A 26,755-nucleotide genomic window follows, 5' to 3' on the forward strand; every position below is an offset into this window, starting at 1 on the left:
TCCGACCCGTCCGACGTCTGACCCGCCCGACCCGCCCGAACCGCCGACCCGCCCGAGTGGAGGATCCGTCATGACCCGCACCCCCGCCACCGCACGCAAGCCGAAGATCGGCCTTGTGGCGGGGGGACTCGGGGCCTACTGGCCCCAGTTCCCCGAGCTGCTCCCGCAACTCCGGCGCTCGGCGGCCCGAGTCACCGAGCGGATGCGGGAGTTCGACGCCGAGGTCGTCGACGTCGGCTTCATCTCCGACGCGCAGGAGGGCGCGGTCGCGGCGGAGAAGCTGCGGGCCGCCGGCTGCGACCTCATCGTCGGCTTCCTCACCACCTATATGACCGCCACCATGCTCGTCCCCGTCGCGCAGCGCTCCGGCGCCCCCGTGCTGCTGATCAACCTCCAGCCGACCGAGGCGATGGACCACGCCGCCTTCGACACCGGCGCCTGGCTCGCCTACTGCGGCGCCTGCCCGCTGCCCGAGATGGCCAACGCCTTCGAGCGCAGCGGCATCGCGTTCCGCTCGGTCTCCGGCCACCTGGAGGACGAGCGCGCCTGGTCCCGGATCGGCCGCTGGATCCGCGCCGCCGGAGTGCGCTCGGTTCTCCGCAACGGCCGGCACGGCCTCATGGGCCACCTCTACCCCGGGATGTACGACGTCTCCACCGACCTCACCATGGTCACCGGCAACCTCGGCGGCCATGTCGAGGTCCTGGAGTTCGACGACCTGCGGGTGCGGGTGGAGAAGGTCACGGACGCCGAGGTCGCGGACAAGCTCGCCGACACCCGTAAGACCTTCGAACTCGCCGACACCGTCGTCGCCGCCGACCTCGAATGGGCGGCCCGGGTCTCCGTCGGCCTCGACCGGCTGGTGGCCGACTTCGACCTCGACTCCCTGGCGTACTACCACCGCGGCCTGGACGGCGAGACCCACGAACGGCTCGGCGCCGGCATGATCCTGGGCTCCTCGCTGCTCACCGGGCGCGGCATCCCGGCGGCCGGCGAGTACGAGCTGCGCACCTCCCTGGCGATGCTGATCACCGACCGGCTGGGCGCGGGCGGCTCCTTCACCGAGCTGCAGGCGCTCAACTTCCGTGACGGCGTTGTCGAGATGGGCCACGACGGCCCCGCCCACCCCGGCATCAGCGAACGCCGCCCGCTGCTGCGCGGCCTCGGCGTCTACCACGGCAAACGCGGCTGGGGTGTGTCGGTGGAGTTCGACGTCAGGCACGGCCCGGTGACCGTGGTCGGCCTCGGCCAGACCCGCGACGGCCGCTACAAACTGATCGCCTCCCAGGGCGAGGTCGTCGCCGGACCGCTGCTGGAGATCGGCAACACCACCTCACGGGTCGACTTCGGCACCGACCCGGGGGAGTGGACCGACGCCTGGAGCGCCACCGGCGTCGCCCACCACTGGGCGCTGGCCACCGGCCACATCATCCCCGAACTGCGCGCGGTGGCCGAGCTCACGGGCCTGGAACTGGTCGAGGTCGGGCCCTGAACAGAAACGGCACGCACATAGGCATCAAGGATGTGGCCGAGCAGGCGGGCGTCTCCCTCGGCACGGTCTCCAACGTGCTCAACCGGCCCGACTCGGTCTCCGACCACACCCGACAGCGTGTCCTGTCCGTCATAGAACGGCTCGGTTACGTACGCAGCGAGTCGGCCCGCCAGCTGCGGGCCGGCCGCAGCCGGATCATCGCCCTGCTCGTCCTGGACATGGCCAACCCCTTCTTCGTCGAGATGGCACGCGGCGCCCAGCAGGCCGCCCGCGCGGCGGGGCTGGCGGTCATGGTCTGCAACAGCGCGGCCGACCCGGCGGAGGAGGCGGACTATCTGGCGATGTTCGCCGAACAGCAGGTCAGGGGCGTCCTGGTCACCCCGACCGACGGCGCCGGCGGTGATCTGCGGGCGATCCGGCGCCGGGGCATCCCCTATGTCTTCGCCGACCGCGCGCAGCCCGAGGCCGAGGCCTGCTCGGTCTCCGTCGACGATGTCGCCGGCGGCCGGCTCGCGGTACGCCACCTGCTCACCGAGGGACACCGCCGGGTCGTCCATGTCGGCGGCCCGGTCCATCTCCCGCAGTCCCGGCACCGGCTGGCCGGCGCCCTGGCCGCGTTCGCCGAGGCCGGGCTCTCCCCGGACCGGCTGACCGTCATCGAGGCGGCCCGCTTCGACGTGTCCGCCGGACGGGAGGCAGCCGCCCGGCTGCTCGGCATGCCCGACCGGCCCACGGCGGTGTTCTGCGCCAACGACCTGCTGGCGCTGGGCGTTCTGCAGGTGCTCTACGCGGCGGGTGTCCGGGTGCCGGAGGAGATGGCCATCGTCGGCTACGACGACATCGACTTCGCTGCGGCCGCCGCCGTGCCGCTGACCTCGGTGCGCCAGCCGGCCCACCGCATCGGGCGCACGGCGGCGGAGCTGCTCGTCGCGGAGACCGGCGAGGACGCGGCGGCCCATGTACACCGGCGGATCGTCTTCCAGCCCGAACTGGTGGTGCGGGCCTCATCACTGTCCGGGCACGGGCGGCGCTGATCACACACGGTGTGCGTAGCATGTGCCTGCGGCCGCAGTGAGCCGCGAACGGCGTGAAAGGCGGTGGCGCAGAGCCCGTGGTACGCATGGTGGGCATCAAGGATGTCGCACGACAGGCGGGAGTGTCGGTCGGCACGGTGTCGAACGTGATCAACCGGCCCGACATGGTCTCCGAGGACACCCGCACCCGGGTCCTCGACGTGATCGACCGACTCGGCTACGTACGCAGTGAGTCCGCTCGGCAGCTGCGGGCCGGACGGAGCCGGATCATCGCCCTGCTCGTGCTGGACATGGCCAACCCCTTCTTCGTCGAGGTCGCCTCCGGCGCCGAGCGCGCCGCCCGGGAGGCGGGCCTCGGCGTCATGCTCTGCAACAGCGCGGAGAGCCCCGCCGAAGAGGCCGACTACCTGGGCCTGTTCGCCGAGCAGCGGGTGCGCGGGGTGCTGGTCACCCCCGCCGACACCACGGGCCGCAGCCTGGACTCCTTCCGCAGGCACGGCATCCCCTATGTCTTCGTCGACCGGGTCGTCCCCAGCGCCGAGGCCTGCTCGGTCTCCGTCGACGACATCGCCGGCGGCACCCTGGCCGCCGAGCACCTCGTCGAGCAGGGCCACGAGCACATCGTCTACATCAGCGGCCCCATGCACCTCACCCAGTGCCAGGACCGCCGTACGGGCGCCCTGGCCGCCCTGGCCGCGGCCGGGCTGCCGCCCGAGTCCCTCGCCCACATCGAAGCCGACCGGCTCGACGTCTCCTCCGGCCGTGACGCCGGCGCCCGGCTGCTGGGCATGCCGCGCCGGCCCACGGCGGTGTTCTGCGCCAACGACCTGCTGGCCCTGGGCGTCCTGCAGTCGCTGTACGCCGCCGGCGTCGCCGTCCCCGACGAGATCGCCCTCGTCGGCTACGACGACATCGAGTTCGCCGCCGCCGCGGCCGTGCCGCTGACCTCCGTACGCCAGCCCGCCTACCGGATGGGCCGGGCCGCCGCGGACCTGCTGATCGAGGAGACCGGCGACGCGGCGGACGACCACGGCCACCGCCGTATCGTCCTCCAGCCCGAACTGGTCGTCCGGGGCTCCACGCTCAGGGGCCGGTGAGGGTCCCGGCGAGGGTCCCGGTGAGGGCGGGCACCGCCGAGAGCCGTTCCCGTACCTCGCGGACCGCGCTGCGCCCGGCGCGGTTCGCCCCGATCGTGCTGGCCGAGGGCCCGTAGCCGATCAGATGGACGCGGTGGTCCCGTGCGACGCGGGTGAGCGTGTCGAGCCGGATGCCGCCGCCGGGCTCGCGCAGCCGCAGCGGGGCCAGGTGGTCCAGCGCGGCCCGGAAGCCGGTGGCCCACAGGACGACGTCGGCGCCGACCCCGCTCCCGTCCGCCCACTCGGCGCCGTCCCGGGTGAGACGGTCGAACATCGGCAGCCGCTCCAGCACGCCCCGGTCGCGGGCGGCGGCCATCGCCTCGGTCATGGGCAGCCCGGTCACGCTCACCACGCTCTGCGGCGGCAGGCCCTGCCGGACCCGCTGCTCGACCAGGGCGACGGCGGCCCGGCCCAGGTCCTCGTCGAAGGGTCCGCCGCGGAAGAGCGGCGGGCGTCGGGTCACCCAGGTCGTCTCCGCCGCCACGTCGGCGATCTCCAGCAGCAGCTGCACCGCGGAGGTGCCGCCGCCGACCACGATGACGCGCCGGCCGGCGAACTCCTCGCGCCCCCGGTAGCCGGCGGTGTGCAGCTGCCGCCCCGCGAAGAGCTCCTGGCCGCGGTAGCGGGGTACGAACGGCCGGTCCCAGGTGCCGGTCGCGTTGACCAGGGCACGGGCCGACCAGGTCCCGGCGTCCGTCTCGACCCGCAGCCGGCCCCGCTCCCCGGTGTCGCGTACCGCCGAGACGTTCACCGGCCGGCGTACCCGCAGGTCGAAGCGGCGCTCGTAGCCCGCGAAGTACTCCGGCACCACCTGCGCCGAGGGCCGGTCCGGGTCCGCGCCCTCCAGTGCCATCCCGGGCAGGTCGTGCACGTTGTGCGCCCGCCCGTACGTCAGCGACGGCCACCGGAACTGCCAGGCGCCGCCCGGACCGGGGGAGTGGTCGAGCACCACGAAGTCGCGGCCGGGCAGCATCCCGGCCCGCCGCAGGAAGTACGCCGCCGACAGCCCGGCCTGCCCGGCCCCGATCACGGCGACGTCGGTCTCGCGCACCGCTTCCACCGCATCCACCGCGCCCACCGCGCCCACCGCATCCACGTCGTTCACGTCGTTCACGTCGTTCACGGTTCTGCCAACTCCGCCGGGCTCCTGATCCTTCCCGGGTCGCCGGCCCAGCGGCGCAGCCGGGCCACCCGCCCCGCGGCCTCCGTCAGGCGCGCGACCGGCAGATCGCCGTCCGCCACCGCCCGCGCGGCGGCCGTACGGATGGCCTGCCGGACGCCCGGACCGCAGCCGGGGCCCAGCCGCAGCAGGTCGAGCCCGGCGATCCAGGCCAGCACCGCGGCCCCCGGGATGCCCCACCGGTCGACGACCTCGGGGGCGTCCAGCGGCTCGCTCACCGCCACCCCGTCGAAGCCCAGCTCCGCACGCAGCACCCGCCGCACCCCGCCGCCGTCCAGTGCCGCGGCCGTGCCGACGCCGACCGCCCGCACCCCCGCCGCCACCGCCTCGGCGTACGGTCCCGTCGGAACGGCTCCGGTGAACGGCCCCACCGCCGCCGCCACCCCGTGCCCCTGCAGCCCGGCGACGTACGCCCCGGTCTCCCCGGCCCGCTCCCGGGACCGCGCGCCGAGCCACAGACCGACCCCCGCCGCCACCAGCTCCGCGGCCGGTGTCTCCGCCGCTCCGGCTGTCGCGGACGCCCGCCCCACCAGCGCGTCGGGACACGCCGTCCACAGCGCGGCGGGCGCCGGCCGGGCCCCGTACAGCACCACCCCCGGCAGGCCCTCCGTCAGGCCCCGCATGATCCAGCCGGGGATCCGCTCCCCGTCGCAGGCCGGGAGCAGGCACGCGTCGACCAGCGCGGTGACCGCGTTGACCGGGACATGGACTGAGTGCGGCGCATACACGTAGTGGTCCCCCTTCGGCGCACCTCGGCACGGGGACCCTATCCCGGGTGACCCTTATTGGTCCAGACCAATCAGCGATCCGGCTGCGGCGACGGGCGGCCCCGGCGTGGGAGACCATGGGCTCATGGCCGACGCGTTCACCACCCGTACGTTCGACATCAGGACCGGCTCCACCGAGACCGTCCACGACCTCACCGCCGTCTGCGCCGACTTCCTCGGCGAGGCCGCCCGCGGCCGTGACGGACTGCTCAATGTCTTCGTCCCGCACGCCACCGCCGGCATCGCCGTCATCGAGACCGGCGCCGGCAGCGACGACGACCTCCTCGCCGCCCTCCGCGACCTGCTCCCCGCCGACGACCGCTGGCGCCACCGCCACGGCACCCCCGGCCACGGCCGCGACCACGTCCTCCCCGCCATCGTGCCGCCGCACGCCACCCTGCCGGTGATCGGCGGCCGGCTGGAACTGGGCACCTGGCAGTCCGTGGTCCTGGTCGACACCAACGTCTCCAACATCAACCGTCAGGTCCGGCTCAGCTTCCTGGGCTGACCCCGGCGAACGACAACCCGGCCACGAGCCGAGGATGATCGATCGACAAGCGAACTGCGGCCGGGGCCCGCGGCGCCACAGGCACGGCACAGCCCGAACCGGAGACGGCCATGACGGACAAACCGGAGTTGAACGCGCGCGTCATCGACGCGGAGCGCGACACGGCGTTCGCCGAGCAGGCTCGCCGCTGTCCCGGCTTCGCCGGGCATCGGAGCAGGACCGAGCGGGTCATCCCGGTGATCGCGCTCATTCCCCTCGGCGAAGGCGCCGGGTCCGCCGACGGCGCGGAACGGACACGGCCACCGGCGGACAGCTGACTGCCGGACGGTGCTCCGTCAGCAAGGGGGAGGCGCGCACGATCCTCGGCGCGTAGGAGCCGTCGCCGCCACTGGGCGCAGGTATCCGACCGGCCGGGTGGTCGCCGGGCCCTGTCCGGCCGGGGTGTACCCCGGCACCGGAGCGCCGGCGGTCTCCCGCCGCCCCGGGGAGCGGCGGGAGCACCGGAGGAGTCGGACACCGGATGCCTCGGTCTCCGCCTAGTGGAACTGGTTGGCGGGCACCGGGAGCCCGTAGTGCTCGCGCAGGGTGGTGCCTTCGTACTCCTCGCGGAACAGGCCCTTGCCGCGCAGGATCGGCAGTACGTGCTCGATGAAGGTCTCCAGGCCCGAGGGCAGGGCGGGCGCCATGATGTTGAACCCGTCCGCGGCTCCGCCCTCGAACCACGCGATGATGGTGTCCGCCACCTGGTCGGGCGTACCGACGAACTCGAAGTGACCGCGGCCGCCCCCGAGCCGGGAAATGATCTGGCGGACCGTCAGTTTCTCGCGCACCGCGAGCTCGATGATCAGGTCGGAGCGGCTCTGCGACCCCTCCAGCTTCGGCCGCGCGAGGACGAAGTCCGGGAGAGGCGAGTCGAGTTCGAAGACCGACGGCTCGGTCTCGAAGACCGCGGCCAGCTGGCGCAGCCCGTACTCCGGGACCCGAAGCTCGTCGAACCGCCGCGCCAGCGTCCGGGCCTCCTGTTCGGTCGACCCGATGTACGGGACGATTCCCGGCAGGACGATCGCGGTGTCCGGGTCACGCCCCGCGGCCCTGGTCCGTGCCTTGATGTCGCTGTAGAAGCCGGCCGCGCGCTCGTACGTCCGGTGAGCGGTGAAGATCGCCTCGGCGTGCCGTGCCGCGAAGTCCTTGCCGTCCTCGGAGGAGCCGGCCTGGACGAGCAGCGGGTAACCCTGCGGCGGGCGTTCGACGTTGAGCGGGCCGGCCACCGAGAAGTACCGGCCCCGGTGGTCGAGGCGGTGGATCCGCGCGGGGTCGGCGTACCGCCCCGTGGCCTTGTCCGCGACGACGGCCTCCGACTCCCAGCTGTCCCACAGGGCCTTGGCGACCCGCAGGAACTCGTCGGCCCGGGCATAGCGCCCGGCGTGGTCGGGAATGGAGTCGAGGCCGAAATTGGCCGCCTCCTCCGCCCCCGCCGAGGTGACGATGTTCCAGCCGGCGCGGCCGCCGCTGACGTGGTCGACCGACGCGAGCCGACGAGCCAGGTTGTAGGGCTCGTTGTACGTCGACGACACGGTCGCGATGAGTCCGATCCGGCTGGTCGCCTGGGAGAGGGCGGTCAGCAGCGTCAGGGGCTCGATCTGGCCCGGCGGCCGGAACTCGCCGGTACCGGTGATCGCCGGGCCGTCCGCGAGGAAGAGCGAGTCGAACTTGGCGCTCTCGGCCAGCCGGGCCAGCTCGATCCAGTGCCGCAGGTCGAAGTCCGCCCGCGGATTGCTGTGCGGGAGCCGCCACGATGCCTCGTGGTGGCCGGCCTCCATGAGGAAGGCGTTGAGGTGGAGCTGACGTCTCGCGCTCACGAGTGCTCTCTTTTCCGTTCTGGGGGGGCGAGGCGGTCTGGTTCAGCCGAGCTTCGAGCTGTCGTAGCCGGCCGGGAGAAGGCTGTCGGTGATCGACGAGACGTCGACCTTTTTGGTGATCTGACCGGCCTCGTAGAAGGCGTTGCCGAGCTGCTGCTCGGCCGCGATGTCCGACGCCTTCACCGCGGTCACCCGCGTCTCCATGGAGGTCAGAACCGCCTTGGCGTCGGACAGCGGGATGCCCTCCTCCTGGGAGAGCGCCTTGGCGTACTGGTCGGGGTGCTGGACCGCCCAGTGGAACTCGCTCGCCAGCCGCTTCAGGAGGTCGGTGAGGGCCGCCCGCTTCGTCGGGTCCTTCAGCGACTTGTCGTTGGCGACGTAGTAACTGCTGGTCTGGTCGATCGGCGGGAGACCCTTCGCCAGGATTCGCGCGCCCTGCTTGACCGCGAGCGCCGACTGCGGATTCCAGATCGACCAGGCGTCCACCTTGCCGGTCGCGAACGCCGTGGCGCCGGCCGCCGGGTCGAGGAAGACCAGTTTCACGTCCTTGGGGGTGAGACCCGCGCTCTTGAGCGCGTTCAGGGCCAGACCATGGGCCGAACTGCCCTGCGGGACAGCGAGCTTCTTGCCCTTGAGGTCCGCGAGCGTCTTGAGCGTGGAACCCTTCGGCACGATGATGTTCTCCACCGGCCGGGTGGGCGTGAGCGAGCGCGACACGGCGACGATCTTGAAGCCGTACTCCTTCGCGGCACCGGTGATCGGCGGCACATCCCCGACGCTTCCCAGGTCGATGTCGCCCGACGCGGCAGCCTGCACGAGCGGGGGGCCGTAGGTGAACCGGGCGAACTTCACCTTGTACGAAGCGCTGTCGAAGGCGCCGGTGACCTTCGCCAGGGCCTGGCTGCCGTCACCGCCGTTGTCACCGATGGTGAAGGTGTACTTGCTCCACTCCGGGTGCTCGGCGGCGCTGGAACCGCTCAGCGGCGCGGCCGCCTGTGTCGATCCGCCGCAGGCGACGAGGGTGCCCGCCAGCGCGAGGAAGCTGACAGCGCCGGCGAGCCGGGAGGTTCTCCTGGACATGGGTTTCTCACGTGCCTTCTGTGGTGTGGTGGACAAGTCGGTGCTGGTTGGCGAGACCGAGGTCTTCCAGAAGCGCGGCGCGGAGCTCCTCACGGGCGATGCTCGCCTCGCGGTCGGCGTCGGAGAGCCGGACGAGGTGTGACCTGCCGATGCGCCCGTTGCTCATGACGACGACGCGGTCCGCCAGCGCGATCGCCTCGTCGACGTCATGGGTGACGAGCAGCATCGCCGCGTGGTGCTTGCTCCGCAGCGCTCGTACGAGACCGTGCATGCGCAGCCGAGTGATCGCGTCGAGTGCTGCGAACGGTTCGTCCAGCAGCACGAGTTCGGGCTCCGAGACCAGCGCCCGGGCCAGCGACACCCGCTGGGCCTCGCCACCGGACAGCTCCTTGGGCCAGGCCTTCTCGCGGCCCGAGAGCCCGACCTCCACGAGCGCGTCGCGGGCCCGCTGCTCCGCGTCCGGTCCGCGCAGCCCGAGGGTGACGTTGCGCAGCACCCGCTGCCACGGCAGCAGACGATCGCCCTGGAACACGATCGCGCGCTTCGCCGGGACCTCCACCCGCCCCCCGTCGGGACGGTCCAGCCCGGCGAGCAGCCTCAGCAGGGTGCTCTTGCCGCAGCCGGACGGCCCCAGCAGGACCACCAGTTCCTCGTCGGCGATGGTCAGGTCCAGGTGGTCCAGCACCACCCGGTCACCGAACCGGCGGACCACCTTCTCGATGACGGCCCCGCCCTGCAGCCGCGCACCGGTAGTGGTGCTCATGACGCCTCATAACTGGGGCGCCACCGCAGCAGCACCCGCTCAAGAGCCCGGACGAACTGGTCGGCGACCAGACCGAGGAGCGAGTAGATCGCCAGCCCCACGAAGACCTGGCCGGTCTGGAGGTAGGTCTGCCCCTGCGTGATCAGGAAGCCGAGACCCTCGTCGGCGTTGACCGTCTCGGCGGCGACGAGGCCCAGAATGCTGTACGCGAGTGAGAACCGGAGGCCGACCAGGAACCCCGGCAGCGCCCCGGGCACGAGCACCCGCGTCACCAGACGCCAGGTGCCCGCGCCGGTCGTCCGCGTCATCTCGATCAGACGCTGGTCGACCCCCCGGATCGCCGCGAACAGGTTGAGATACATCGGGACGCCGGCACCGAACGAGATCAGCAGCACCTTGGTGAGCTCGTCGATACCGAACCACACGATCATCAGTGGCAGCACCGCCAGCAGCGGGATGGTGTTCAGGACCTGGACGACGCCGTTGAACAGGTACTCGCCGCTGCGCAGCAGACCACCGAGCACCCCGGCGACGATGCCCACCGCCAGACCGAGCGCGAGACCGATTCCGGCCCTGCGCAGCGAGATCGTCAGGTCCGGCCCGAGCACGCCCTGTTGCCACAGGTCGGCGGCGTTCCTCACGATGACGGTCGGTGCCGGGGCGTAGGTCGCCGACAGCACCCCGGCCTGGGAGAGGATCTGCCAGGCGACGAGGACCACGACCGGAGTCGTGTAGATCCCGAGCGGCCAGCGCAGGCGTTCGCGGAGCGTGCCGAACAGCGTGCGGCGGCGGGCGTCGCGCGGCAGGAAGACCTCGCGTTCCCGCCTGCCCTTCGCCTCGGCGGCGACGGGTCCGGCGGCGACGGGTCCGGCGGCGGCCGGCGCCGCGAGGTGGACCTCGGTGCTGACGTCGGTCATGCCGCGACCTTTTGCACGCTGGTGTAGTGCGAGGCGTCCCCGACGAGCTGCTCGCTGCGGCGGCCGTCGACGCCGACCGGCACGTCTCCCGCGACCGTCACGCGGTTGAGGCGGCGCGGGTGGTCGTCATAGTTGTCGATCGCGTAGTGCTGGGTGATCCGGTTGTCGAAGATCAGCAGCTGGGCGGGCGACCAGCTCCAGCGCAGGATGTTCTCCGGACGGGTCACGTACGACTGGAGGACGCGCAGCAGATCGGTCGACTCGCCGCTCGAAAGACCGACGATCCGCTTGGCGAACCCGCCGATGAACAGCCCGCGTTCGCCCGTCAGCGGATGCACCCGCACGACCGGGTGCTCCGCCTCGTACGGTGTCGAGACGAAGATCCGGTCGTACTCCTCGCGCAGCGCCGTGACCGGAGGGCGCACGTAGTCGTACTGGTTGCTGTGCACGACGCGCAGCGAGTCGGCGAGAGCGCGCAGCGGCTCGGGCAGATCGCGGTAGGCGGCGGCCGCGTTCGCGATGAGCGTCTCGCCGCCGTACGGAGTGGTCACGATGGACCGCAGCGTGCTGACCTGCGGCGGGTTGACCACGAAGGTGACGTCCGTGTGCCACTCGTTCGCCTTGGAGGTCTCACTGTCGACGGCGAGCACGTTCCTCGTACCGTCGGTGGCCGGCACGTTCGGGTGGGCGGTCGTGAGCTCGCCGAACCACCCGGCCACACGCTCCTGACCGGCGTTGTCGAGGTGCACGTTGTCGAACACGATCGCCTTGTGCTCGTTGAGGGCGTCACGGAGTGCCCTGATCGTCGCGGGGGAGGGCGGCGCCGTGAAGTCGACACCCTCGACGACCGCGCCGATACGGCTGGTGAGCTTGCGGATGGACGGAGGCATGAGGAGGTCCCCTTGAGGAAGTAGGCGCGCTGCCGGGTGCCCGAGGCCGGAGCGAACGGGTGACGCGAGCGGGCAGGCCGATCCGGCGCGGGGTCAGCAGTCGGCCCGGTCGCGACGCGGGCACCACTGACGGCTGCGCGAGGAGGGCCCGACGCGGGTCGGGCACAGGGAAAAGGGTGGGCGACCGCCCGGGTCAGCGGGGTGACCGGGGCTGTTTCGCCGCGTCTGACGTCACGTCACTACCGCGGAGGAGGCGGTCAGGAGCTGGTCAGGAAGTGGGTACGAAGGTCCCAAGGAGAGGCACGGATGTGCGGGCTATGTCGCACCGCCTGTCCCGGATGCGCGCCTTCGGCGCACACCGGCCGTTGCCGGGGACCGCGTTCCGGGTCAGCGACAACAGAACGCGCTGGACACGTGCGCCAGGTCGATGTGGCGCCGCCTTGTCAGGTCCAGGTGCGGGTACATGAAACGTGAGTTCAGCAGACGTCCGACACCTCGGTCAAGACTTTCCGGACGGCTCTCGCATGGTGGACACCGGCCTGGCGGAGCGTCACCTCCGCCGGTGCGCGGGCCGGCCCCGGTCGGGACGGCGCCCGGCTGGACGACGGCGCCTCCGGCAGGCCCGGTGCCGGCGCCCTCGCCATCCCGGTCACCGTGACCGACTCCGACGGCGAGGCCTCGCTCGACGCGGACGGCAGGGGGAAGGCGGTACGGCGCAGCCCGGCCAGCCGTCCGCGGGCCCGGGGCCCGGCTCACCGGCCGGTGCGCCGGGCCCCGGGCGTGCCTTCGGCCGTCTTGCGCAGAAGTCCCGTCAGGCGGTGCGGCACGAGTTCGCGCATGGCCAGTGACGTGGTGGTGCGTTCGATGCCGGGGCAGGCGAGGATCTTCCCGGCGACCCGGTACAGGTCCTCCGCGTCGGCCGCGGCCACGCGTACGAGCAGATCGGTCGGCCCGCTGAGGCCGAAGACCTCGACGACCTCGGGGATGTCACCCAGCGTGCCGGCCACCTCGGCCAGCCGGTGCTGGTCCACCTGCGCGGTGACGAACGCGGTGAGCGGGTACCCGAGGGCGGCGGTGGCGATCCTGCGCTCGAACGATCCGAGGGTGCCGTTGTCGTCCATCCTGGCCAGCCGTGCCTGGACGGTGTTCCGGGACAGGGCCAGACGCTCGGCCAGGGCGAGCACGGTGGCGCGCGGGTCGTCGGCCAGGGCCAGCAGGATCCGGGCGTCGGTCGCGTCGGCCGTCGCGCCGCTGTTCACAGTGCTCAATGGGGAACCCCTTGGATGTCGCCTGACTGAGCAGAATGCTCACTCGGACGGCATCATATTGTGCAGATGATGGCTTGGCTGTCTACTTGCGGAGCACAAGGCGGAGCACAAGGCGGACCCCATGGCAACGAAAGCGGTGCGGCGTGATCACGACGCGACATGACCCCGGGCAGGACGTGCTGGAGACCCTCGGCTCGATCGAACGCCGGGTGCTGTGGCTGTCGACGGCGGTCGTCGATCACGCCAACCGGGTGCGCCCGAACCCCTCGGGGCTGAAGGTCGGCGGCCACCAGGCGTCCAGCGCTTCGATGGCCTCGATCATGACGGCGCTGTGGTTCCACGAACTGACCGCGCACGACCGGGTCTCGGTCAAGCCGCACGCCTCGCCGGTCCTGCATGCGATCAACTACCTGCTGGGGGAGCTGGACCCGGCGTATCTGACCACCCTGCGCTCCTTCGGCGGGCTGCAGAGCTACCCCAGCCGCTCCAAGGACCCCGACCCGGTGGACTACTCGACGGGATCGGTGGGCATCGGAGCGACCGCGCCCATCTGGGGCGCCATCGCCCGGCGGTACGTCGACGGGCGGTTCGGCGGGGCGGGTACCGGACGGCAGTACTCGCTGCTCGGCGACGCGGAACTCGACGAGGGCGCGATCTGGGAGGCCGTCCAGGACCCGATGGTCGCCGGGCTCGGCGAGATCGTCTGGGTCGTCGACTTCAACCGCCAGTCACTGGACCGCGTGGTGCCGGGCACCGCGGCCGAACGCCTTGAGGGCATGTTCGCGGCCGCCGGCTGGCAGGTGCTCACCGTCAAGTACGGGCAGCTGCTGGAAGGCCTGTTCGCCCGCCCCGGCGGCGACGCGCTCAGGACCCGCATCGACGCCATGGGCAACGCCGAGTACCAGCGGCTGCTGCGCTGCACCCCGGACCAACTGCGTGAACGCCTGCCCGGCAGCGGTTCGACCGCCGGGCCGATCGCCCGGATCGTCGCGGAACTCGACGACGACACCCTGCGCGCCGCCGTCCGCAACCTCGGCGGCCACGACCTCGGCGCTCTGCTGCGGGCGTACGGGAGCATCGACGACTCCCGCCCGACCGTGATCTTCGCGTACACGGTGAAGGGCCACGGCCTGCCCACCGAGGGCCACCCCCAGAACCACTCCTCCCTCCTGACGGAAGATCAGATGCGTGATCTGGCCGGCCGGTTGGGAACCGACCTGGACGATCCCTGGGCACCCTTCGCCGCCGGCGGCCCGGAGGCGGCGCTGTGCGCGCGGACCGCCGGCCGGCTGCGCCGCGAGCAGTTCCCGCCCACTCCGCCGCCGGAGCTGCCCACCGACATCGGCCGCACCCCGGCCGGCACCGGCAACACCCAGCAGGCCCTCGGCCGGCTGCTGCTCGACCTCACCCGGCAGGCACCGCAGGCCGCCGCCCGGATCGTGACCGTCAGCCCCGACGTCAGCTCCTCCACCAACCTCGGTGGCTGGCTGAACAAGGCCGGCGTCTGGTCGCAGAACGATCGCCCGGACTGGTTCGCCGACGACGCCGAGACCATCCTGCACTGGCGCGAGAACCCCACCGGCCGCCACCTGGAACTGGGCATAGCCGAGACCAACCTCGTGGGACTGCTCGGCGAGCTCGGCGCCAGCTGGAGCCGCTGGGGCCAGCCGCTGCTGCCCATCGGCGTGGTCTACGACCCCTTCGTCAACCGGGCCCTGGAGCCCTGGTCCTTCGGTATGTACGCGGGCGGCCAGTCGATCCTGGTCGGCACCCCCTCCGGCGTCACCCTCGCCCCGGAGGGCGGGGCGCACCAGTCGGTCACCACCCCGTCGCTGGGCATCGAGCAGCCCGGGTGCGTCGCTTACGAGCCCGCGTTCGCCCTGGACACCGAGTGGTGCCTGCTGGCGTCGCTGGCCGGCCTCGGCAGACCGGGGGGCAGTTCGGCGTATCTGCGGCTGTCCACCCGGCCGGTGGACCAGTCGCTGGCCGCCGTGCCGGCGGATCCGGCCGCCCGTGAGCGCCGTCGGCGTCAGGCCGTGGCCGGCGGCTACGTCCTGCGGCGTACGGAGCGACCCGCCGTGACCATCGCGGCGATGGGCGCCATGCTCCCCGAGGCCCTGGCGGCCGCCGACCGGCTGGCCGCCCAGGGATTCCCGGCCGACGTCATCTGTGTGACCAGCCCCGACCTGCTTTTCCGGGCCCTGCAGTCCAGGCGCGGCCTGGCGGACGGTCCCGGCTGGATCCTCGGCCAGGTCTTCCCCGCCGACCGGGCCACGCCGATGGTGACGCTGCTGGACGGTCACCCGCACACCCTGGCGTTCCTCGCCACGGTCAACAACGTGCCCGTCACCACCCTCGGCGTGAGCCGCTTCGGCCAGTCCGGGAACCTCGACGACGTCCACCGCCACCACGGCATCGACACCGACAGCGTCGTCCGGGCGGCCCTGGACCTCGTCGACTGAGGTTCGCGTCAGCGTTCGAGGGACCGGGCGTCCCCCATGACGATCACCGGGTGCTGCTTGGGGTCGAGCGTGAGCAGCAGTTCCCGCATGTGCTTGCGTGCCAGGCTCACACAACCGTGCGTGGGTCCTCCGTGATCGACGTGCAGCCAGATGCCGCCGCCCTTGCCGCTGCCCAGGGGGCGGGTCCAGTCGAGGGGGGAGGTTCCGGCCCTGCGGTTGTAGTTGATCGCCACGACATAGTCGAAGGAGCCCGCGAGCGGTTCGCCCTCGAAGCCCGTGTCGGCGATGGTGAAGCTCTGCGACTGGTCGTACGGCAGCCTGGTGCCGGGGTCGGAGAGCAGCCCGCCGGCGTCGGTGAGGGCGAACACGCCGATGGGCGAGTGGAGATCACCGGCGTGGTGGTCGTCCGTCCAGCCCTCGAGGGCGTTGTGGGCGGGCCAGGTGGCCCCGGGCTCCCAGCCGGCGTGCGTGCGCCGGTACAGCACCACCCGCGACACCGGGGAGTCCTTGCCCCGGCCGGTGACCAGGACGACCTGCCGCGCGTTCCCGGGGATCTCGGCCAGCGTTCTCGGGCCCAGGCCCGGCAGCCGCGCGGGTACGGACGGGGTGGACGCCCCGGTGGCCGCGGCCGTCGGGTGGGGCGCGGTCCGCGTCGCGGTGGGAGCGCCGGACGCGGTGGCCGACGGGTCTCCCGCACCGACAGCCGCCGCCCGGGCGTCGTCGGCTGTCCCGGTGCCCATGCCCCCGCACCCGGTGAGCGATACGGACAGGGCCAGGACGGCCGCCGGCATCCCGAGACGGCTCAGGCCCCGGGATATGGAGGCGGTCGCTTGATGCTTCCCGAACGGCGCGCGGGAAGGATGCCGTCCGGACTGGGGAACGTTCGATGAAGCCATGTCGTCAGCCTGGATGAGACATGTCAGGAACTGGTCAGCATTGCCGCGCGAGGTCCGACGAGGTCCGACGAGTGGTGACGAGGTCCGACGAGGTCCGACGAGGTCCGACGAGGTCCGACGAGGGGTGACGCCGGCGGCGCAATCCCTTCCGGTCTGCCCTGCCGTCCGGTGCCGACTCAGCGCGCGGAGCCCGCCTTCCACCGGTTCCACGGCATGTTCCAGCCGTTGAGGCCGTTGTCGGGGGCGATCGTCTTGTCGTCGGAGTGCTTCACCACGACCACGTCACCGATGAGGGAGTGGTTGTAGAACCAGGCGGCGTCCTGGCCGGGGTCGCCGCCGCCCCTGGTGTCGTTCAGTCCGACGCAGCCGTGGCTGATGTTGGCATGGCCGAACACCGAGTCCGCGCCCCAGTAGTTGCCGTGGATGAACGTGCCCGAGGAGGACAGGCGCATGGCGTGCGGGACGTCGGGGATGTCGTACTGGCCGGCGAAGCCCACCGTGGCTCCGTCCATCCGTGTGGTGAGCAGCTTCTCCGAAATCACCATCTGGCCGTTCCAGGTGGTCGAGTTGGCGGCGCCCGCTGTGATGGGGACGGTCTTGAGGGTCTTGTCGTCACGGACGACCTTCATCCGGTGCGTGGAGGCGTCAACGGTGGAGACCTGGCTGCGGCCGACGGTGAACCGGACGGTCCTGTTCTGTTCGCCGTAGGCACCCTCGGCACCCCTGACCCCGTCGAAACGCATCGTGACGGTGACGGTGGAGTGGGCCTTCCAGTACCGCTGCGGACGGAAGTCGAGGCGCCGCCCGCCGAACCAGTGGCCGACCACGGGCTGTCCGCCGCTGGAGCTGACCTCGATGGCGGACTCGACGGCCTTCCTGTCGGTGATCGTTTTGTCGAAGGTGAACGAGACCGGCATTCCCACACCGACCGTGGATCCGTTGTCCGGGGTGAACGTGCCGGTGAAACGGTCGCTTTCGGCGAGGGTGGTGAACGCGATCTTCCTCTTCGCCGCGCGTCCGTCGTCGTTGGCGGCCACCACGGTCAGCCGGTAGGCGGTGCCGTGGTCCAGAGCGGCATCGGGTGCCCAGGTGCTTTTGTCCGGGGAACGCGTGCCGGGCACGGTCCGGCCGTCCGTGGTGACCAGGCCGACCCTGGTGATCCGGCCCGCTGCGACCGTGACGCGGCCGCCGAGCCTGACCGAGACGTCGCTCTGCCCGTCGGCCGCGTTCAGATGTATGCGCGGCGTGGCGGTTGTCGCCGTGCCGGTGGCTCCGGACGCGGCCGGCTGAGCCTTCGTGGAGTTCTTCGCGTCCTCCGGCCCCGTGCTGCATCCGGCCAGGAGGCATGCCGAGACCGACAGAACAGCGAGGAACGGGGCGGGGCGGGTGCGGTCCATGGGTCTCCGTCGTGCGCGTCGAGTGGCGTGTCCCACCGAGTCGTGGGAAAGCGGGCCCCGGTTCCAGCGGCGCGGCGTCGGCGCCGTCCGGCGTGCCGGCAGAGCCGGAAAGGACCAAGGGCGACGCCCAGCCTGGCGTACGGATGTCAGGAAGTTGTCAGGGTGTGGGAAGGCCCGCAGCTGGGCCTGACGCCGTCCACGCGCGCCTAGAGTCAGTGGCGTGAGCGCACATATCCTGGTGGCGGAAGACGACCGAATGCAGGCCGAACTCATACGGCGGCTGCTGCTGCAGGAGGGTCATACCACCGTCGTGGTCCACGACGGCCGGGCCGCGATCGACCAGGCCAGGAGCCGCAGACCCGACCTGGTCGTCCTGGACCTGATGCTGCCCGGGGTCGACGGTCTCGGCGTGTGCCGGGCGCTGCGCCAGGACGGGGACATACCCGTCCTCATGCTCACCGCCCGTTCCACCGAGGAGGACGTGCTGCTCGGCCTCGACCTCGGCGCGGACGACTACATGACCAAGCCGTACAGCCCGCGCGAACTGCTGGCCCGCATCCGCACCGTGCTGCGCCGCACCCTCCGCCCCGCCGGCAACTCCCCTTTGCTGCGGGCGGGTCGCATCGCCGTCGATCCCGAACGCCACCTGGTGACCTGTGACGGCGCCCCCGTCATGTGCACCCCCGGCGAGTTCGCCATCCTCCACGCCATGACCGCGGAACCCGGCCGGGTCTTCTCGCGCCGCCAACTGCTGGAGTGCACCCGTGGCCACGACCGCGCCTCCACCGAACGGGCCATCGACGTACACATCATGAACCTGCGCAAGAAGATCGAACCCGACCCGCGCACGCCCGTACGGCTGTTGACCGTGTTCGGTGTCGGCTACAAACTCACGAACGACCACCATGACGACTAGGACCCGCCCCGGCTCCCGCGTTCCCTGGCGCAAGAGCCTGCTGGTGCGGCTGCTGCTCACCTCAATGGCGATAGCCGTCCTCTCCGTGGGCGCCACGGCCTGGCTGGCCGTGCAGCTCACCACGCGTGCCATCCAGGAGGAACGCGGGCAGGTGCTCTCCGACGACTCCGACATCCTGCGGCAGCTCAGCGGCTTCGCCGCCACCCACGCGGACTGGGACGGCGTACAGAGCACGGTGCGCACGCTGTCACGCACCATGGACCGGCGCATCGCCCTGACGACGGCGGGCGGACGGGTCATCGCCGACTCCGCCCCGGCGGGCACGGCCCTGCCCGCCCGTGCCTCGGCCGGCGTCGACCCCCTGCACGTCGACACGTACACCGAACCGGGAGCCCAGGTCTCCGACATCGACCCGCGGGCGGTGGGACCGTACAAGCTCTCCCGCGCCGAGCGGACGCGGGTGCGGAAGACAGCTGTCATACGGCTGGCATGCATGCGGCAGCACGGGAGCGACGGCACGAGCCGTCAGGTGCCCAGCGGCCGTACGGTGATCAGTCCCGAGGGCGGGCAGGGGAGCGTGCCGGAGCTGTGTGCCGACGGGGCTCTCAACACGCCCACGCGCACCGAGAGCGCCGCGCTGGAAAGACTCCACGCCATGCTCCGCCCCTGCTTCGCCCACGAACCGGGGGCGGAGGGCCGGGACTACTCGCTGGGCTACTTCGGGATCGAGATGATTCCGGGGGTCGCCACCGAGGAGGACAGCAGCCTCAAGCGGAACGACTTCTCCCAGCGGGCGATGAGCTGTGTCGAGGAGACGCGCCGTACCCAACTCGACCCGTACGTCGCTCCGAGAGCCGCCCTCTACCTCGGCAGCCGGGACCAGCGGCAGGCGGGCTTCGATCTCTCGTCCGCCAACAAGACCAAGATCATCGGGGTTACCGGGCTCGTCCTGGCCGTCACCGTCACCATGGCCGCGGCCGTCGCGATCCGCCTCGTCCGTCCCCTGCGCGCCCTGACGGCCGCGGTCGAGCAGCCGCCCGGGCAGCACGCCCGCGTCACCGTCACCACCAAGGACGAGACGGGCTTCCTGACCGCGGCCTTCAACGACCTCACCGAACGCCGCGAGCAGATGGAGGCCCAGCGCAAGGCCATGGTCAGCGACATCGCCCACGAGCTGCGCACCCCGCTGACCAACATCCGCGGCTGGCTGGAAGTCACCCGCGACGGGCTCCTCGACCCGGACCCGGACCTCATCGCCTCCCTGCACGACGAGGCGGTGCAGCTGCAGCACATCATCGACGACCTGCAGGACCTCGCCGCGAGCGACGCCGGCACCCTGCGACTGCGCCGCGAACCCGTGCGCGCGGACGAACTCGTCGCCCAGGTGGTGTCGGCCCATCGCAGCCGCGCCGAGGCCGCCGGCGTCTCCTTGCGGATGCGCACCGACCCCGGTATCTGGGTGGACGCCGATCCGGTGAGGATGCGTCAGGTGCTGGGCAACCTGGTCTCCAACGCACTGCGCCACACCCCCGAGCACGGCACGGTCGTGCTGACCGCCCGCCGGACCGGCGACCTGGCCGTCCTCACCGTGGAGGACACCGGCAACGGCATCGCCGCCGAGGACCTTCCGCATGTCTTCCAGCGTTTCTGGCGAGCCGAGAAGTCCCGCAGCCGACGCACCGGAGGCAGCGGACTGGGCCTGGCCATCGTGCGGCAGTTCGTCGAGTCCCACGGCGGAACCGTCACCGCCGACAGCCGCCCCGGCGCCGGGGCGGTGTTCACCGTCCGGCTTCCCCGCGGACCGGAACCGGCCCCGGAGACCGCCGCCGGGTGACCGACGCGAGCAGTTGGAAGGACCGCACCGCACCGCACCGGGACGGCCGGAAGGCATTCGGCGGCCACGGTGCGGTGCGATGCGGTGTTCCGCGTGTCACGACACGTCGGGATCCAGCACGACGGGCAGCTCCTTCAGGCCGCGGAAGGCGGGGAACGGCACCTCCAGCCAGGGCGCCTCACCTGTCGGGTCGGCCAGCGCCACCCCCGGGAAGCGGCCGAACAGGCCCGTGAGGGCGAGCCGGGTCTCCAGCCTCGCCAGCGGCGCGCCCAGGCAGTAGTGGATGCCGTGCCCGAACCCCAGATGGGCGCTCTGCGCGTTCCCCGGTCGCCGTACGTCGAAGGTGTCCGGGGAGTCGAACTTGCGCGGGTCGCGGTTGGCCGAGGTCAGCGCGATCTGGACCAGGGCACCCTTGGGAATGAGCGTGCCGCCGATCTCCACGTCCTGCGTCGTGTAGCGGAACGTCGCGCTCTCCACCGAGCCGTCGTAGCGCATCAGTTCCTCCACCGCCTGTCCGGCCAGCTCCGGGTCGTCCCGCAGGGCGCGGAGCTGCTCGGGATGGGTGAGGAGATGACGGACCGCGTTACCGATGAGGTAGGCGGTCGTCTTGTGGCCCGCGAACATCAGCAGGAACGCCGTCGACACGAACTCGCTCCCGGTGAGCCCGCGGCCCTCGTACCGGGCCGTGGTGAGCGCACTGAGCAGGTCGTCCTCCGGGTGGCTGCGCTTGCGCGCGATGAGATCCGTGAAGTAGGAGTGCAGGCTCTCCTCGGCGTGCTGCTGGGCCCGCCTGGACTCCTCGCTGAAGCCGGTCTGGGCCACCGTGGTGGACCAGGTCTGCACATCCGGCCGTTCGCCCTCCGGTACGCCGAGCAGTTCGCAGATCACGATGATCGGCAGGGGGAAGGCGAACGACGTCAGCAGGTCGACCGGTTCGCGCGTCGGGCACGCGTCCAGCAGCGTCGTGACGATCTGCTCGATCCGCGGTCGCAGCGCCTCCACACGGCGCGGGGTGAACTCCGCGCCGACCATCTTGCGCAGCCCGGTGTGCCTGGGCGGGTCGGCGTTGAGCATGTGGTCGTCCAGCGCCACGGACGAGTCGCCGAAGATCCTCCGGTAGGCGTCCATGGCACCGGACATGTCCTTGCTCAGGCGCGGATCCGACAGGGCGGCCCGGGCGTCCTCGTACCGCGTGATCAGGTAGGTGTCGATGCCGTGGGGCGGCTTCATGGGGCAGACCGGCGCGGTGTCCCGCAGCGCGGCGTAGACCGGATGAGGGTCCTGCCGGAACTGGGGGGTGCATCGCTCGACCGCGGCTGCGGGATCCTGAGTGGTGGTCACGGACGGCTCCTGAGGTCGAAGAGTGCCTCGGCGTTGCCGCCGAGGATGCGCTGCTGGTCCGCCTCGCCGACCGGCAGTTTCTCGATCATGCGGAGGCAGTCCTCCAACGGCACCGACAGCGGCGGCGAGTCGGTGCCGAACAGCATCCGCCCGGGCCCCAGCACGTCGGCGTTGAGCCGCAGGTGCGCCGGGTTGAGCGGGCTGGTGTCGACGTACATCCGCTCCAGCGCCGCCCCCGGGTCGGCCGGCGGCCGGCCGGTCAGTGGCTGACCGGCCGCCGGGGGCGGCGCGCCCCCGCCCCAGTGACGGGGACGCGCCGCTGTCCGGAGGCGGTCCGGCAGCAGTGCCATGGCACCGCCGCCGGTCGCCCCGATGAGCCGCAGTCCGGGGTACTTGTCCAGCCACCCCGCGAACGCGATCATCGCCATGCCCGCGGTGACGTCGCCGAAGCGGCCGATCTGCTCGACGAAGCCGGCGTCGTCGACCCGCTCGGTCCCGGCCGGTTCGGCCGGGGCGTGCACCAGGACCGGTACCTCCTTCTCCGCGGCGAGTGCGAAGAAGGAGTCGGCCCGGGGCGAACCGAGCAGCTCGCCGTGGACGCTGGAGGTGGTGATCAGGCCGACGAAGGCGGGGTCCTCCAGTGTCTCCGCGACCCCCTCCAGGTGATCGTCGTCGCCGAACGGGTTGGCGTACACGTAACCGCGCAACTGGTCCGGGAACGAGGCGATCAGGCCCGACATCCAGGTGTGGAAGCCGCGCAGCCGGTCCCTCGGCTGTGCGTAGTTGTCGACGCCCGGGACCCGGGCCATCGCGCCGGCCCCGACGGGGCTGCCGATGATGGTGAGGTCGATCCCGGCCTGGGCGCGGGCGGCGAGCATGCCGTCGACGTCGGTCAGGCTGGGGGGCATCGGGAAGCGACGCGCGGCTTCCGGCGGGGACAGGTGCCCATGGATGTCGATGATCATGTGCTGGTTCCTTTCCTGCCTACTCGGGGGCGAGGGCCCGGGCGACCGCGACGCAGTCCTCGTCGCCGAACCCCTTGTCGGTGGCGCGGCCGTGGGTCTCCGCGGCCGCGGTGGCGAGTGGCAGGCGCAGTCCGGCTGCCGCCGCCTGCTCGGAGGCGAGCCTGAGGTCCTTGGCCATCAGGCTCAGCCGGAAGTCGGGCTGGTCGAAGCGTCCGGCTGCCAGGCGCTTGGACTTGAACGCCATGACCGGCGAGGCGAAGCCGCTGGTCGCGATCATGCCGAGGACCTGCTGCCGGTCGAGTCCGGCGGCGTCCGCGAGCTCGGCGGCCTCCGCCAGAGCCTGCACCTCGATGCCCATCAGCAGGTTGAGGATCAGCTTCATCCTCATACCCGAACCGAGGGCGCCGAGGTGGACGACCTCCTTGCCGAGCAGTTCGAGCAGCGGGCGTCCGGCGGTGAAGTCCCGTTCCTCACCACCGACGAACAGCCGCAGGTCGCCCTTGCGGGCGTGGTCCCGGTTGCCGAGCATCCCGACGTCCAGAACGCAGGGCTGGTCCTCGGCCACGTCGACGACGTCCTCGGGGGAGACGGTGCCGGCGCAGATCAGTTCACCGGGGTACGAGCCGTCGGCCAGGACCCCGTCCGGACCCCGCAGCACCGAGCGGAGGGCGTCCCCGTCGGCCACCGTGCAGATGGCCGCGGTCGTGCCCTCGACGGCCTCGATCGGCCGTGTCGCGGCGAAGGCCCCCGCCGCGGTGAGCGGTTCGGTGCGCTCCGGGGTGCGGTTCCAGACCCGCACCCGCACACCCTGGTCGAGCAGCCGGCCGGCCACACCGGTGCCCATCGTGCCGAGCCCGAGGACTGCGACAGGTCCGCTGGTACGCGTCATGACTTCACCTCCACGGTCTCCTTGACCACCCGGAACCGCAGCGACTGGGTCGAGTCGACCCACTCACGCAGCGGAGCCACCAGCGCGCGGTGCTCCGCGCTCTGCTGCCAGGCGAAGAAGTGTTCGGGTGTCTCCCACTCGCTGGTGATCACCCACTGCCGGGAGCCGTCGACCGGTTCTCCCAGCCTCTCGACGATGTGGCCGGGGGTGCTGGCGACGGACTTCCGGATCTGGTCGTACATCTCCAGAAACCCTCGCTCGCCGCCCTCGATCACGTGGACCGCGAAGACCACGGAAAGCTTGGCCGACTGGTCGCGCTGAGCTGTGCCCATGTCTCCTCCTGATGGTGGGATCCGGTGGGACACGACTCCTACCGACTCATGGGCCCCCGGGCGGCGCAACTCTGCCGGGGCTGATGCCCCGTGGGACAAGGCCCCTCCGGCACGTGTTCGGCCGTTCGGGTGGCTCGGCGGGCCCCTCCCGGCACGGCCCCGGAGCCGACTCCTGTCGGCCTCTTGTGGCCGCCGTCCGGCGCGCGGACATGACGCGACAGCCCCCGGAGCCGGGTCGCGCGGGTACGCCGACAGCGCCGGCCGCACCCGGCTCCGGCAGCCGGGCAGTGGGGAGGCAGCCCGGCAGCCCGGCAGCCCGGCAGCCCGGCAGACCCGGCGATCGGGCAGCCGGGACCGGCGTCGGCGGGTCAGGAATCGAAGTCGACGCTCAGCGTTCCGGAGACCGGGAACGACTGGCAGGTGAGGACGTAGCCCGCGTCCACCTCGGCGGGTTCGAGGGCGAAATTGCGGCGCATGTCGACCGTTCCTTCGGTGACCATGGCACGGCAGGTGCCGCACACCCCGCCCTTGCACGCGAAGGGCATGTCCGGACGGGTCTTCTGGGCTCCGTCCAGGACGGTCCGTTCCCTCGGCAGGGCCGAGGTCGTGGAACGGCCGTCGAGGGTGATGGTGACCTGGCTGACCGGTCCGTCGGCCGCCGCGTCCTCGTGGCGCACCTCCCGGACCGGCTCGTCGTCGGCGTGGAACAGCTCCTGGTGGATACGGTCCCGCGGCACACCGAGCCCGGCCAGGACCTGCTGGGCGTCGCGGACCATGCCGTGCGGACCGCACAGCCACCAGTGGTCCGCACCGGTCACGTCGACCAGCGAACCGACGAGCGCGGACAGCCGGCCGGCGTCGAGACGACCGGAGAGCACCTCGGCCTCGCGCGGCTCGCGGGACAGGACGTGAGCCAGCTGGAACCGGGCCGGGTAGAGGTCCTTGAGGTCGGCGAGATCGTCGGCGAACATCACGGTGTCGGTGCGCCGGTTGCCGTAGAAGAGGGTGACCTGTGAGCGCGGGTCGGCGGCCAGCACGGACTCGGCGATGGACATCATGGGCGTGATACCGGAGCCCGCCGCGATCAGCACATGGTGGCCCGGGGCGCCGAGGTCTGGGGTGAAGGCGCCGGTGGGGGGCATCACCTCGACGGTGTCGCCGGGCCGTACGCCGCTCACGAGCCAGGACGAGAAGAGTCCGCCCGGCACCACACGTACGCCGATGCGCGGCGCCGACCCGGCGGGGGAGCAGATGGAGTACGAGCGGCGCTCGTCACGGCCGTCGATCTCGCGCCGCAGGGTGAGCGACTGCCCGGGGGCGAAGGTGAACTCCTCGGCCAGTTCCCCGGGGATCTCGAAGGAGACCGCGGCCGCGTCCTCGCACAGCGGTCGGACGGCGGCGACCCGCAGGGTGTGGAAGACCGGACGGCGGCGGCCACGGGCGCGTATCACCGGGGCGGGGGAGGTCGGGGCCATCAGATCTCCTTGACGTACTCGAACGGTTCCAGGCACGCGCGGCAGCGCCACAGCGCCTTGCAGGCCGTGGCGGCGAAGCGGGAGGACTCCTCGGTGTCCACCGAGCCGCAACGGGGGCAGGGCACACCGGAGCGCCGGGTCGGGGCCAGCACCAGGGGCACCGGACCGGCGGCGCGGCGGGGTGCGGTCCCGGGCGGCGCGATGCCGTGGCCGGCGAGCTTGGCGCGGCCCTCGGGCGTGATCCAGTCACTGGTCCAGGGCGGGTCGAGGACGGTACGGATCTCCACCCGCCGATAACCGGCGGCGCGCAGCCGAGCGGCTACATGGGCGCGCATCTCCGCCATCGCCGGACAGCCCGAGTAGGTGGGCGTCAGGCTCGCGACCACGGTGCCGTCGCCGGTCACCTCGACATCACGCAGGACCCCGAGGTCGGCCAGGGTCAGCATCGGCAGTTCGGGATCCGGCACCTGCCCGGCGATGTGCCGGGCCCGCCGGACGTCCGCGGTCACGGTCGGCACGGTCACCACGACGCTTCCGGGTGGGCGCGGGCCAGGGCCTGCAACTCGGCCAGCAGGGGCGCGAGATGCTCGGTGTGGTCGCCGTCGCGGCCGGCGCCGCGCAGCGGCCTCCACGGGGGCATGGGCAGTCCGGCCGCCGTGGTGACCTGGACCAGAACGGCGATGACCTCGTCATGCGCGTCGTAGGCGGTGAACAACTCGCCGAGGTACGGGGCGGTCCGGTCCAGGGCCGTGCGCATGCGGCGGTGGGACTCGTCGGTGCCGTCGCCCAGCCGCACCGCCCACTCGGCCGCGTACTGCCGGTGGTACGTCAGCTCCTTGACGCCTTTCGCGGCGATCGCCGCCAGGACGGGGTCGGAGTGGGACATGAGCCGCTCGAACTGGGCCAGGCGCCAGCTGGACAGCGTCAGGAGCCGCACGATCGAGAACGCGAAGTCGCCGTTGGGGAGTTCGGCCAGGCGTACGTTGCGGAAGTCGGCGGCGTCGCGGAAGTACGCGTAGGCGTCCTCGCCGCGGCCCGTGCCGTCGACCTGCCCGGCACGCGCGTAGAGCAGCCGGGCCTGGCCGAGGAGGTCGAGCCCGATGTTGGCGAGCGCCACCTCCTCCTCCAGCTCCGGGGCGCGGGTGCACCACTCGGCCAGCCGCTGGGCGCAGACCAGGACGTCGTCGCCGAGCGCCGTGCAGGAGGCGGCCAGCCGCCCGGCGTCGGTGCCCTCGGGCACCGAGGTGTCCACTCCGTGCAGCGGGTCCTCGAAGCCGGTGCCGAACGCCCAGCGGGCGTCGCCGTCGTCGTGTCCCTCGGCCAGGGACAGGTAGACGTGGTCGTCACTCATGCC

At 72.1% G+C, this 26,755-nt stretch carries 25 protein-coding genes; 8 read left to right on the forward strand and 17 right to left on the reverse strand.

Annotated elements, in window-relative coordinates; all coding sequences use genetic code 11:
- Positions 1–70: 70 nt before the first annotated feature.
- The 3 genes from RWE79_RS34630 to RWE79_RS34640 all read left to right on the forward strand — a co-directional run bounded on the left by RWE79_RS34630 (position 71) and on the right by RWE79_RS34640 (position 3,623).
- Positions 71–1,492 (forward strand): arabinose isomerase, encoded by a 1,422-nt coding sequence (locus RWE79_RS34630; RefSeq protein ID WP_475944035.1) that lies wholly within the window; start codon positions 71–73, stop codon positions 1,490–1,492.
- A complete protein-coding gene (locus RWE79_RS34635; RefSeq protein WP_475946295.1) occupies positions 1,489–2,526 on the forward strand; it encodes a LacI family DNA-binding transcriptional regulator in 1,038 nt (345 codons plus the stop codon). The genes RWE79_RS34630 and RWE79_RS34635 overlap by 4 nt, the downstream gene beginning before the upstream one ends.
- Before the next feature lie 86 nt (positions 2,527–2,612).
- Complete coding sequence (locus RWE79_RS34640; RefSeq protein ID WP_475944036.1) at positions 2,613–3,623, forward strand: LacI family DNA-binding transcriptional regulator; 1,011 nt, start codon at positions 2,613–2,615, stop codon at positions 3,621–3,623.
- Here the strand turns inward: RWE79_RS34640 and RWE79_RS34645 are convergent.
- Positions 3,610–4,731, reverse strand: a complete 1,122-nt coding sequence (locus tag RWE79_RS34645) for an NAD(P)-binding domain-containing protein (RefSeq protein WP_475946297.1) — start codon at positions 4,729–4,731, stop codon at positions 3,610–3,612. The two genes, RWE79_RS34640 and RWE79_RS34645, sit on opposite strands and share 14 nt — an antisense overlap.
- A 50-nt stretch (positions 4,732–4,781) precedes the next feature.
- Positions 4,782–5,570: a hypothetical protein gene (locus RWE79_RS34650; RefSeq protein ID WP_475944037.1), complete on the reverse strand. Its 789-nt coding sequence runs from the start codon at positions 5,568–5,570 to the stop codon at positions 4,782–4,784.
- Positions 5,571–5,694: 124 nt separating this feature from the next.
- Between RWE79_RS34650 and RWE79_RS34655 the strand changes: the two genes are divergently transcribed.
- Entirely contained in the window at positions 5,695–6,117 is a 423-nt protein-coding gene (locus RWE79_RS34655; RefSeq protein ID WP_475944038.1) for a YjbQ family protein, read from the forward strand.
- Between the two features lie 110 nt (positions 6,118–6,227).
- The gene (locus tag RWE79_RS34660) at positions 6,228–6,434 is read left to right on the forward strand and encodes a hypothetical protein (protein ID WP_475944039.1); all 207 of its coding nucleotides are present in this window, start codon (positions 6,228–6,230) and stop codon (positions 6,432–6,434) included.
- 219 nt (positions 6,435–6,653) lie between these two features.
- On the opposite strand, the gene RWE79_RS34665 is transcribed toward RWE79_RS34660, so the two are convergent.
- The 6 genes from RWE79_RS34665 to RWE79_RS34690 form a co-directional block, all read right to left on the reverse strand.
- The gene (locus RWE79_RS34665; protein ID WP_475944040.1) at positions 6,654–7,976 is read right to left on the reverse strand and encodes an LLM class flavin-dependent oxidoreductase; all 1,323 of its coding nucleotides are present in this window, start codon (positions 7,974–7,976) and stop codon (positions 6,654–6,656) included.
- Positions 7,977–8,018: 42 nt separating this feature from the next.
- Positions 8,019–9,056, reverse strand: coding sequence for an aliphatic sulfonate ABC transporter substrate-binding protein (locus tag RWE79_RS34670; protein WP_475944041.1), 1,038 nt, complete (start codon positions 9,054–9,056; stop codon positions 8,019–8,021).
- A gap of 7 nt (positions 9,057–9,063) precedes the next feature.
- Positions 9,064–9,819, reverse strand: a complete 756-nt coding sequence (locus RWE79_RS34675) for an ABC transporter ATP-binding protein (RefSeq protein ID WP_475944042.1) — start codon at positions 9,817–9,819, stop codon at positions 9,064–9,066.
- The gene (locus RWE79_RS34680; protein WP_475944043.1) at positions 9,816–10,736 is read right to left on the reverse strand and encodes an ABC transporter permease; all 921 of its coding nucleotides are present in this window, start codon (positions 10,734–10,736) and stop codon (positions 9,816–9,818) included. Before RWE79_RS34680 ends, RWE79_RS34675 begins: the two co-directional genes overlap by 4 nt.
- On the reverse strand, positions 10,733–11,626 hold the full coding sequence (locus RWE79_RS34685; protein ID WP_475944044.1) for a TauD/TfdA dioxygenase family protein: 894 nt from the start codon (positions 11,624–11,626) through the stop codon (positions 10,733–10,735). The genes RWE79_RS34680 and RWE79_RS34685 overlap by 4 nt, the downstream gene beginning before the upstream one ends.
- Before the next feature lie 752 nt (positions 11,627–12,378).
- Positions 12,379–12,885 (reverse strand): Lrp/AsnC family transcriptional regulator, encoded by a 507-nt coding sequence (locus RWE79_RS34690; RefSeq protein ID WP_475946299.1) that lies wholly within the window; start codon positions 12,883–12,885, stop codon positions 12,379–12,381.
- A 152-nt stretch (positions 12,886–13,037) separates the two neighbouring features.
- On the opposite strand from RWE79_RS34690, the gene RWE79_RS34695 reads away from it, so the two are divergent.
- Positions 13,038–15,356 carry a transketolase-like TK C-terminal-containing protein gene (locus RWE79_RS34695; RefSeq protein ID WP_475944045.1) on the forward strand — a complete coding sequence of 773 codons (2,319 nt, stop codon included), beginning with the start codon at positions 13,038–13,040 and terminating at the stop codon, positions 15,354–15,356.
- 8 nt (positions 15,357–15,364) lie between these two features.
- Here the strand turns inward: RWE79_RS34695 and RWE79_RS34700 are convergent, their stop codons facing one another.
- Both RWE79_RS34700 and RWE79_RS34705 read right to left on the reverse strand, forming a co-directional pair.
- Positions 15,365–16,096: a L,D-transpeptidase family protein gene (locus RWE79_RS34700; RefSeq protein ID WP_475944046.1), complete on the reverse strand. Its 732-nt coding sequence runs from the start codon at positions 16,094–16,096 to the stop codon at positions 15,365–15,367.
- A 332-nt stretch (positions 16,097–16,428) separates the two neighbouring features.
- Positions 16,429–17,649: a L,D-transpeptidase gene (locus RWE79_RS34705; RefSeq protein WP_475944047.1), complete on the reverse strand. Its 1,221-nt coding sequence runs from the start codon at positions 17,647–17,649 to the stop codon at positions 16,429–16,431.
- Between the two features lie 220 nt (positions 17,650–17,869).
- Between RWE79_RS34705 and RWE79_RS34710 the strand changes: the two genes are divergently transcribed.
- Complete coding sequence (locus RWE79_RS34710; RefSeq protein ID WP_475944048.1) at positions 17,870–18,565, forward strand: response regulator transcription factor; 696 nt, start codon at positions 17,870–17,872, stop codon at positions 18,563–18,565.
- The gene (locus RWE79_RS34715) at positions 18,555–20,399 is read left to right on the forward strand and encodes a sensor histidine kinase (RefSeq protein WP_475944049.1); all 1,845 of its coding nucleotides are present in this window, start codon (positions 18,555–18,557) and stop codon (positions 20,397–20,399) included. Before RWE79_RS34710 ends, RWE79_RS34715 begins: the two co-directional genes overlap by 11 nt.
- A gap of 96 nt (positions 20,400–20,495) precedes the next feature.
- Here RWE79_RS34715 and RWE79_RS34720 read toward each other — a convergent pair whose 3' ends face one another.
- The 7 genes from RWE79_RS34720 to paaC all read right to left on the reverse strand — a co-directional run bounded on the left by RWE79_RS34720 (position 20,496) and on the right by paaC (position 26,752).
- Complete coding sequence (locus RWE79_RS34720; RefSeq protein WP_475944050.1) at positions 20,496–21,740, reverse strand: cytochrome P450 family protein; 1,245 nt, start codon at positions 21,738–21,740, stop codon at positions 20,496–20,498.
- Positions 21,737–22,705 carry an amidohydrolase family protein gene (locus tag RWE79_RS34725; RefSeq protein ID WP_475944051.1) on the reverse strand — a complete coding sequence of 323 codons (969 nt, stop codon included), beginning with the start codon at positions 22,703–22,705 and terminating at the stop codon, positions 21,737–21,739. The genes RWE79_RS34720 and RWE79_RS34725 overlap by 4 nt, the downstream gene beginning before the upstream one ends.
- A 19-nt stretch (positions 22,706–22,724) precedes the next feature.
- Positions 22,725–23,594: an NAD(P)-dependent oxidoreductase gene (locus tag RWE79_RS34730; protein ID WP_475944052.1), complete on the reverse strand. Its 870-nt coding sequence runs from the start codon at positions 23,592–23,594 to the stop codon at positions 22,725–22,727.
- On the reverse strand, positions 23,591–23,926 hold the full coding sequence (locus RWE79_RS34735; protein WP_475944053.1) for an antibiotic biosynthesis monooxygenase family protein: 336 nt from the start codon (positions 23,924–23,926) through the stop codon (positions 23,591–23,593). Before RWE79_RS34735 ends, RWE79_RS34730 begins: the two co-directional genes overlap by 4 nt.
- Positions 23,927–24,294: 368 nt before the next feature.
- The gene (gene paaE, locus RWE79_RS34740) at positions 24,295–25,401 is read right to left on the reverse strand and encodes a 1,2-phenylacetyl-CoA epoxidase subunit PaaE (RefSeq protein ID WP_475944054.1); all 1,107 of its coding nucleotides are present in this window, start codon (positions 25,399–25,401) and stop codon (positions 24,295–24,297) included.
- A complete protein-coding gene (gene paaD / locus RWE79_RS34745; protein WP_475946301.1) occupies positions 25,401–25,919 on the reverse strand; it encodes a 1,2-phenylacetyl-CoA epoxidase subunit PaaD in 519 nt (172 codons plus the stop codon). Before paaD ends, paaE begins: the two co-directional genes overlap by 1 nt.
- Positions 25,920–25,921: 2 nt before the next feature.
- Positions 25,922–26,752 carry a 1,2-phenylacetyl-CoA epoxidase subunit PaaC gene (paaC, locus tag RWE79_RS34750; protein WP_475944055.1) on the reverse strand — a complete coding sequence of 277 codons (831 nt, stop codon included), beginning with the start codon at positions 26,750–26,752 and terminating at the stop codon, positions 25,922–25,924.
- Positions 26,753–26,755: the final 3 nt, after the last annotated feature.

This window comes from Streptomyces sp. RLA131 (genome assembly GCF_056270125.1).

What these genes read in the sequence shown, in the direction of transcription:
- RWE79_RS34630 (WP_475944035.1), top strand. Translation starts at nt 71, where the DNA reads ATGACCCGCACCCCCGCCACCGCACGCAAGCCGAAGATCGGCCTTGTG.
- RWE79_RS34640 (WP_475944036.1), top strand. Translation starts at nt 2,613, where the DNA reads ATGGTGGGCATCAAGGATGTCGCACGACAGGCGGGAGTGTCGGTCGGC.
- RWE79_RS34655 (WP_475944038.1), top strand. Translation starts at nt 5,695, where the DNA reads ATGGCCGACGCGTTCACCACCCGTACGTTCGACATCAGGACCGGCTCC.
- RWE79_RS34660 (WP_475944039.1), top strand. Translation starts at nt 6,228, where the DNA reads ATGACGGACAAACCGGAGTTGAACGCGCGCGTCATCGACGCGGAGCGC.
- RWE79_RS34670 (WP_475944041.1), bottom strand. Translation starts at nt 9,056, where the DNA reads ATGTCCAGGAGAACCTCCCGGCTCGCCGGCGCTGTCAGCTTCCTCGCG.
- RWE79_RS34675 (WP_475944042.1), bottom strand. Translation starts at nt 9,819, where the DNA reads ATGAGCACCACTACCGGTGCGCGGCTGCAGGGCGGGGCCGTCATCGAG.
- RWE79_RS34680 (WP_475944043.1), bottom strand. Translation starts at nt 10,736, where the DNA reads ATGACCGACGTCAGCACCGAGGTCCACCTCGCGGCGCCGGCCGCCGCC.
- RWE79_RS34685 (WP_475944044.1), bottom strand. Translation starts at nt 11,626, where the DNA reads ATGCCTCCGTCCATCCGCAAGCTCACCAGCCGTATCGGCGCGGTCGTC.
- RWE79_RS34700 (WP_475944046.1), bottom strand. Translation starts at nt 16,096, where the DNA reads ATGGGCACCGGGACAGCCGACGACGCCCGGGCGGCGGCTGTCGGTGCG.
- RWE79_RS34705 (WP_475944047.1), bottom strand. Translation starts at nt 17,649, where the DNA reads ATGGACCGCACCCGCCCCGCCCCGTTCCTCGCTGTTCTGTCGGTCTCG.
- RWE79_RS34715 (WP_475944049.1), top strand. Translation starts at nt 18,555, where the DNA reads ATGACGACTAGGACCCGCCCCGGCTCCCGCGTTCCCTGGCGCAAGAGC.
- RWE79_RS34725 (WP_475944051.1), bottom strand. Translation starts at nt 22,705, where the DNA reads ATGATCATCGACATCCATGGGCACCTGTCCCCGCCGGAAGCCGCGCGT.
- RWE79_RS34730 (WP_475944052.1), bottom strand. Translation starts at nt 23,594, where the DNA reads ATGACGCGTACCAGCGGACCTGTCGCAGTCCTCGGGCTCGGCACGATG.
- RWE79_RS34735 (WP_475944053.1), bottom strand. Translation starts at nt 23,926, where the DNA reads ATGGGCACAGCTCAGCGCGACCAGTCGGCCAAGCTTTCCGTGGTCTTC.
- paaE (WP_475944054.1), bottom strand. Translation starts at nt 25,401, where the DNA reads ATGGCCCCGACCTCCCCCGCCCCGGTGATACGCGCCCGTGGCCGCCGC.
- paaC (WP_475944055.1), bottom strand. Translation starts at nt 26,752, where the DNA reads ATGAGTGACGACCACGTCTACCTGTCCCTGGCCGAGGGACACGACGAC.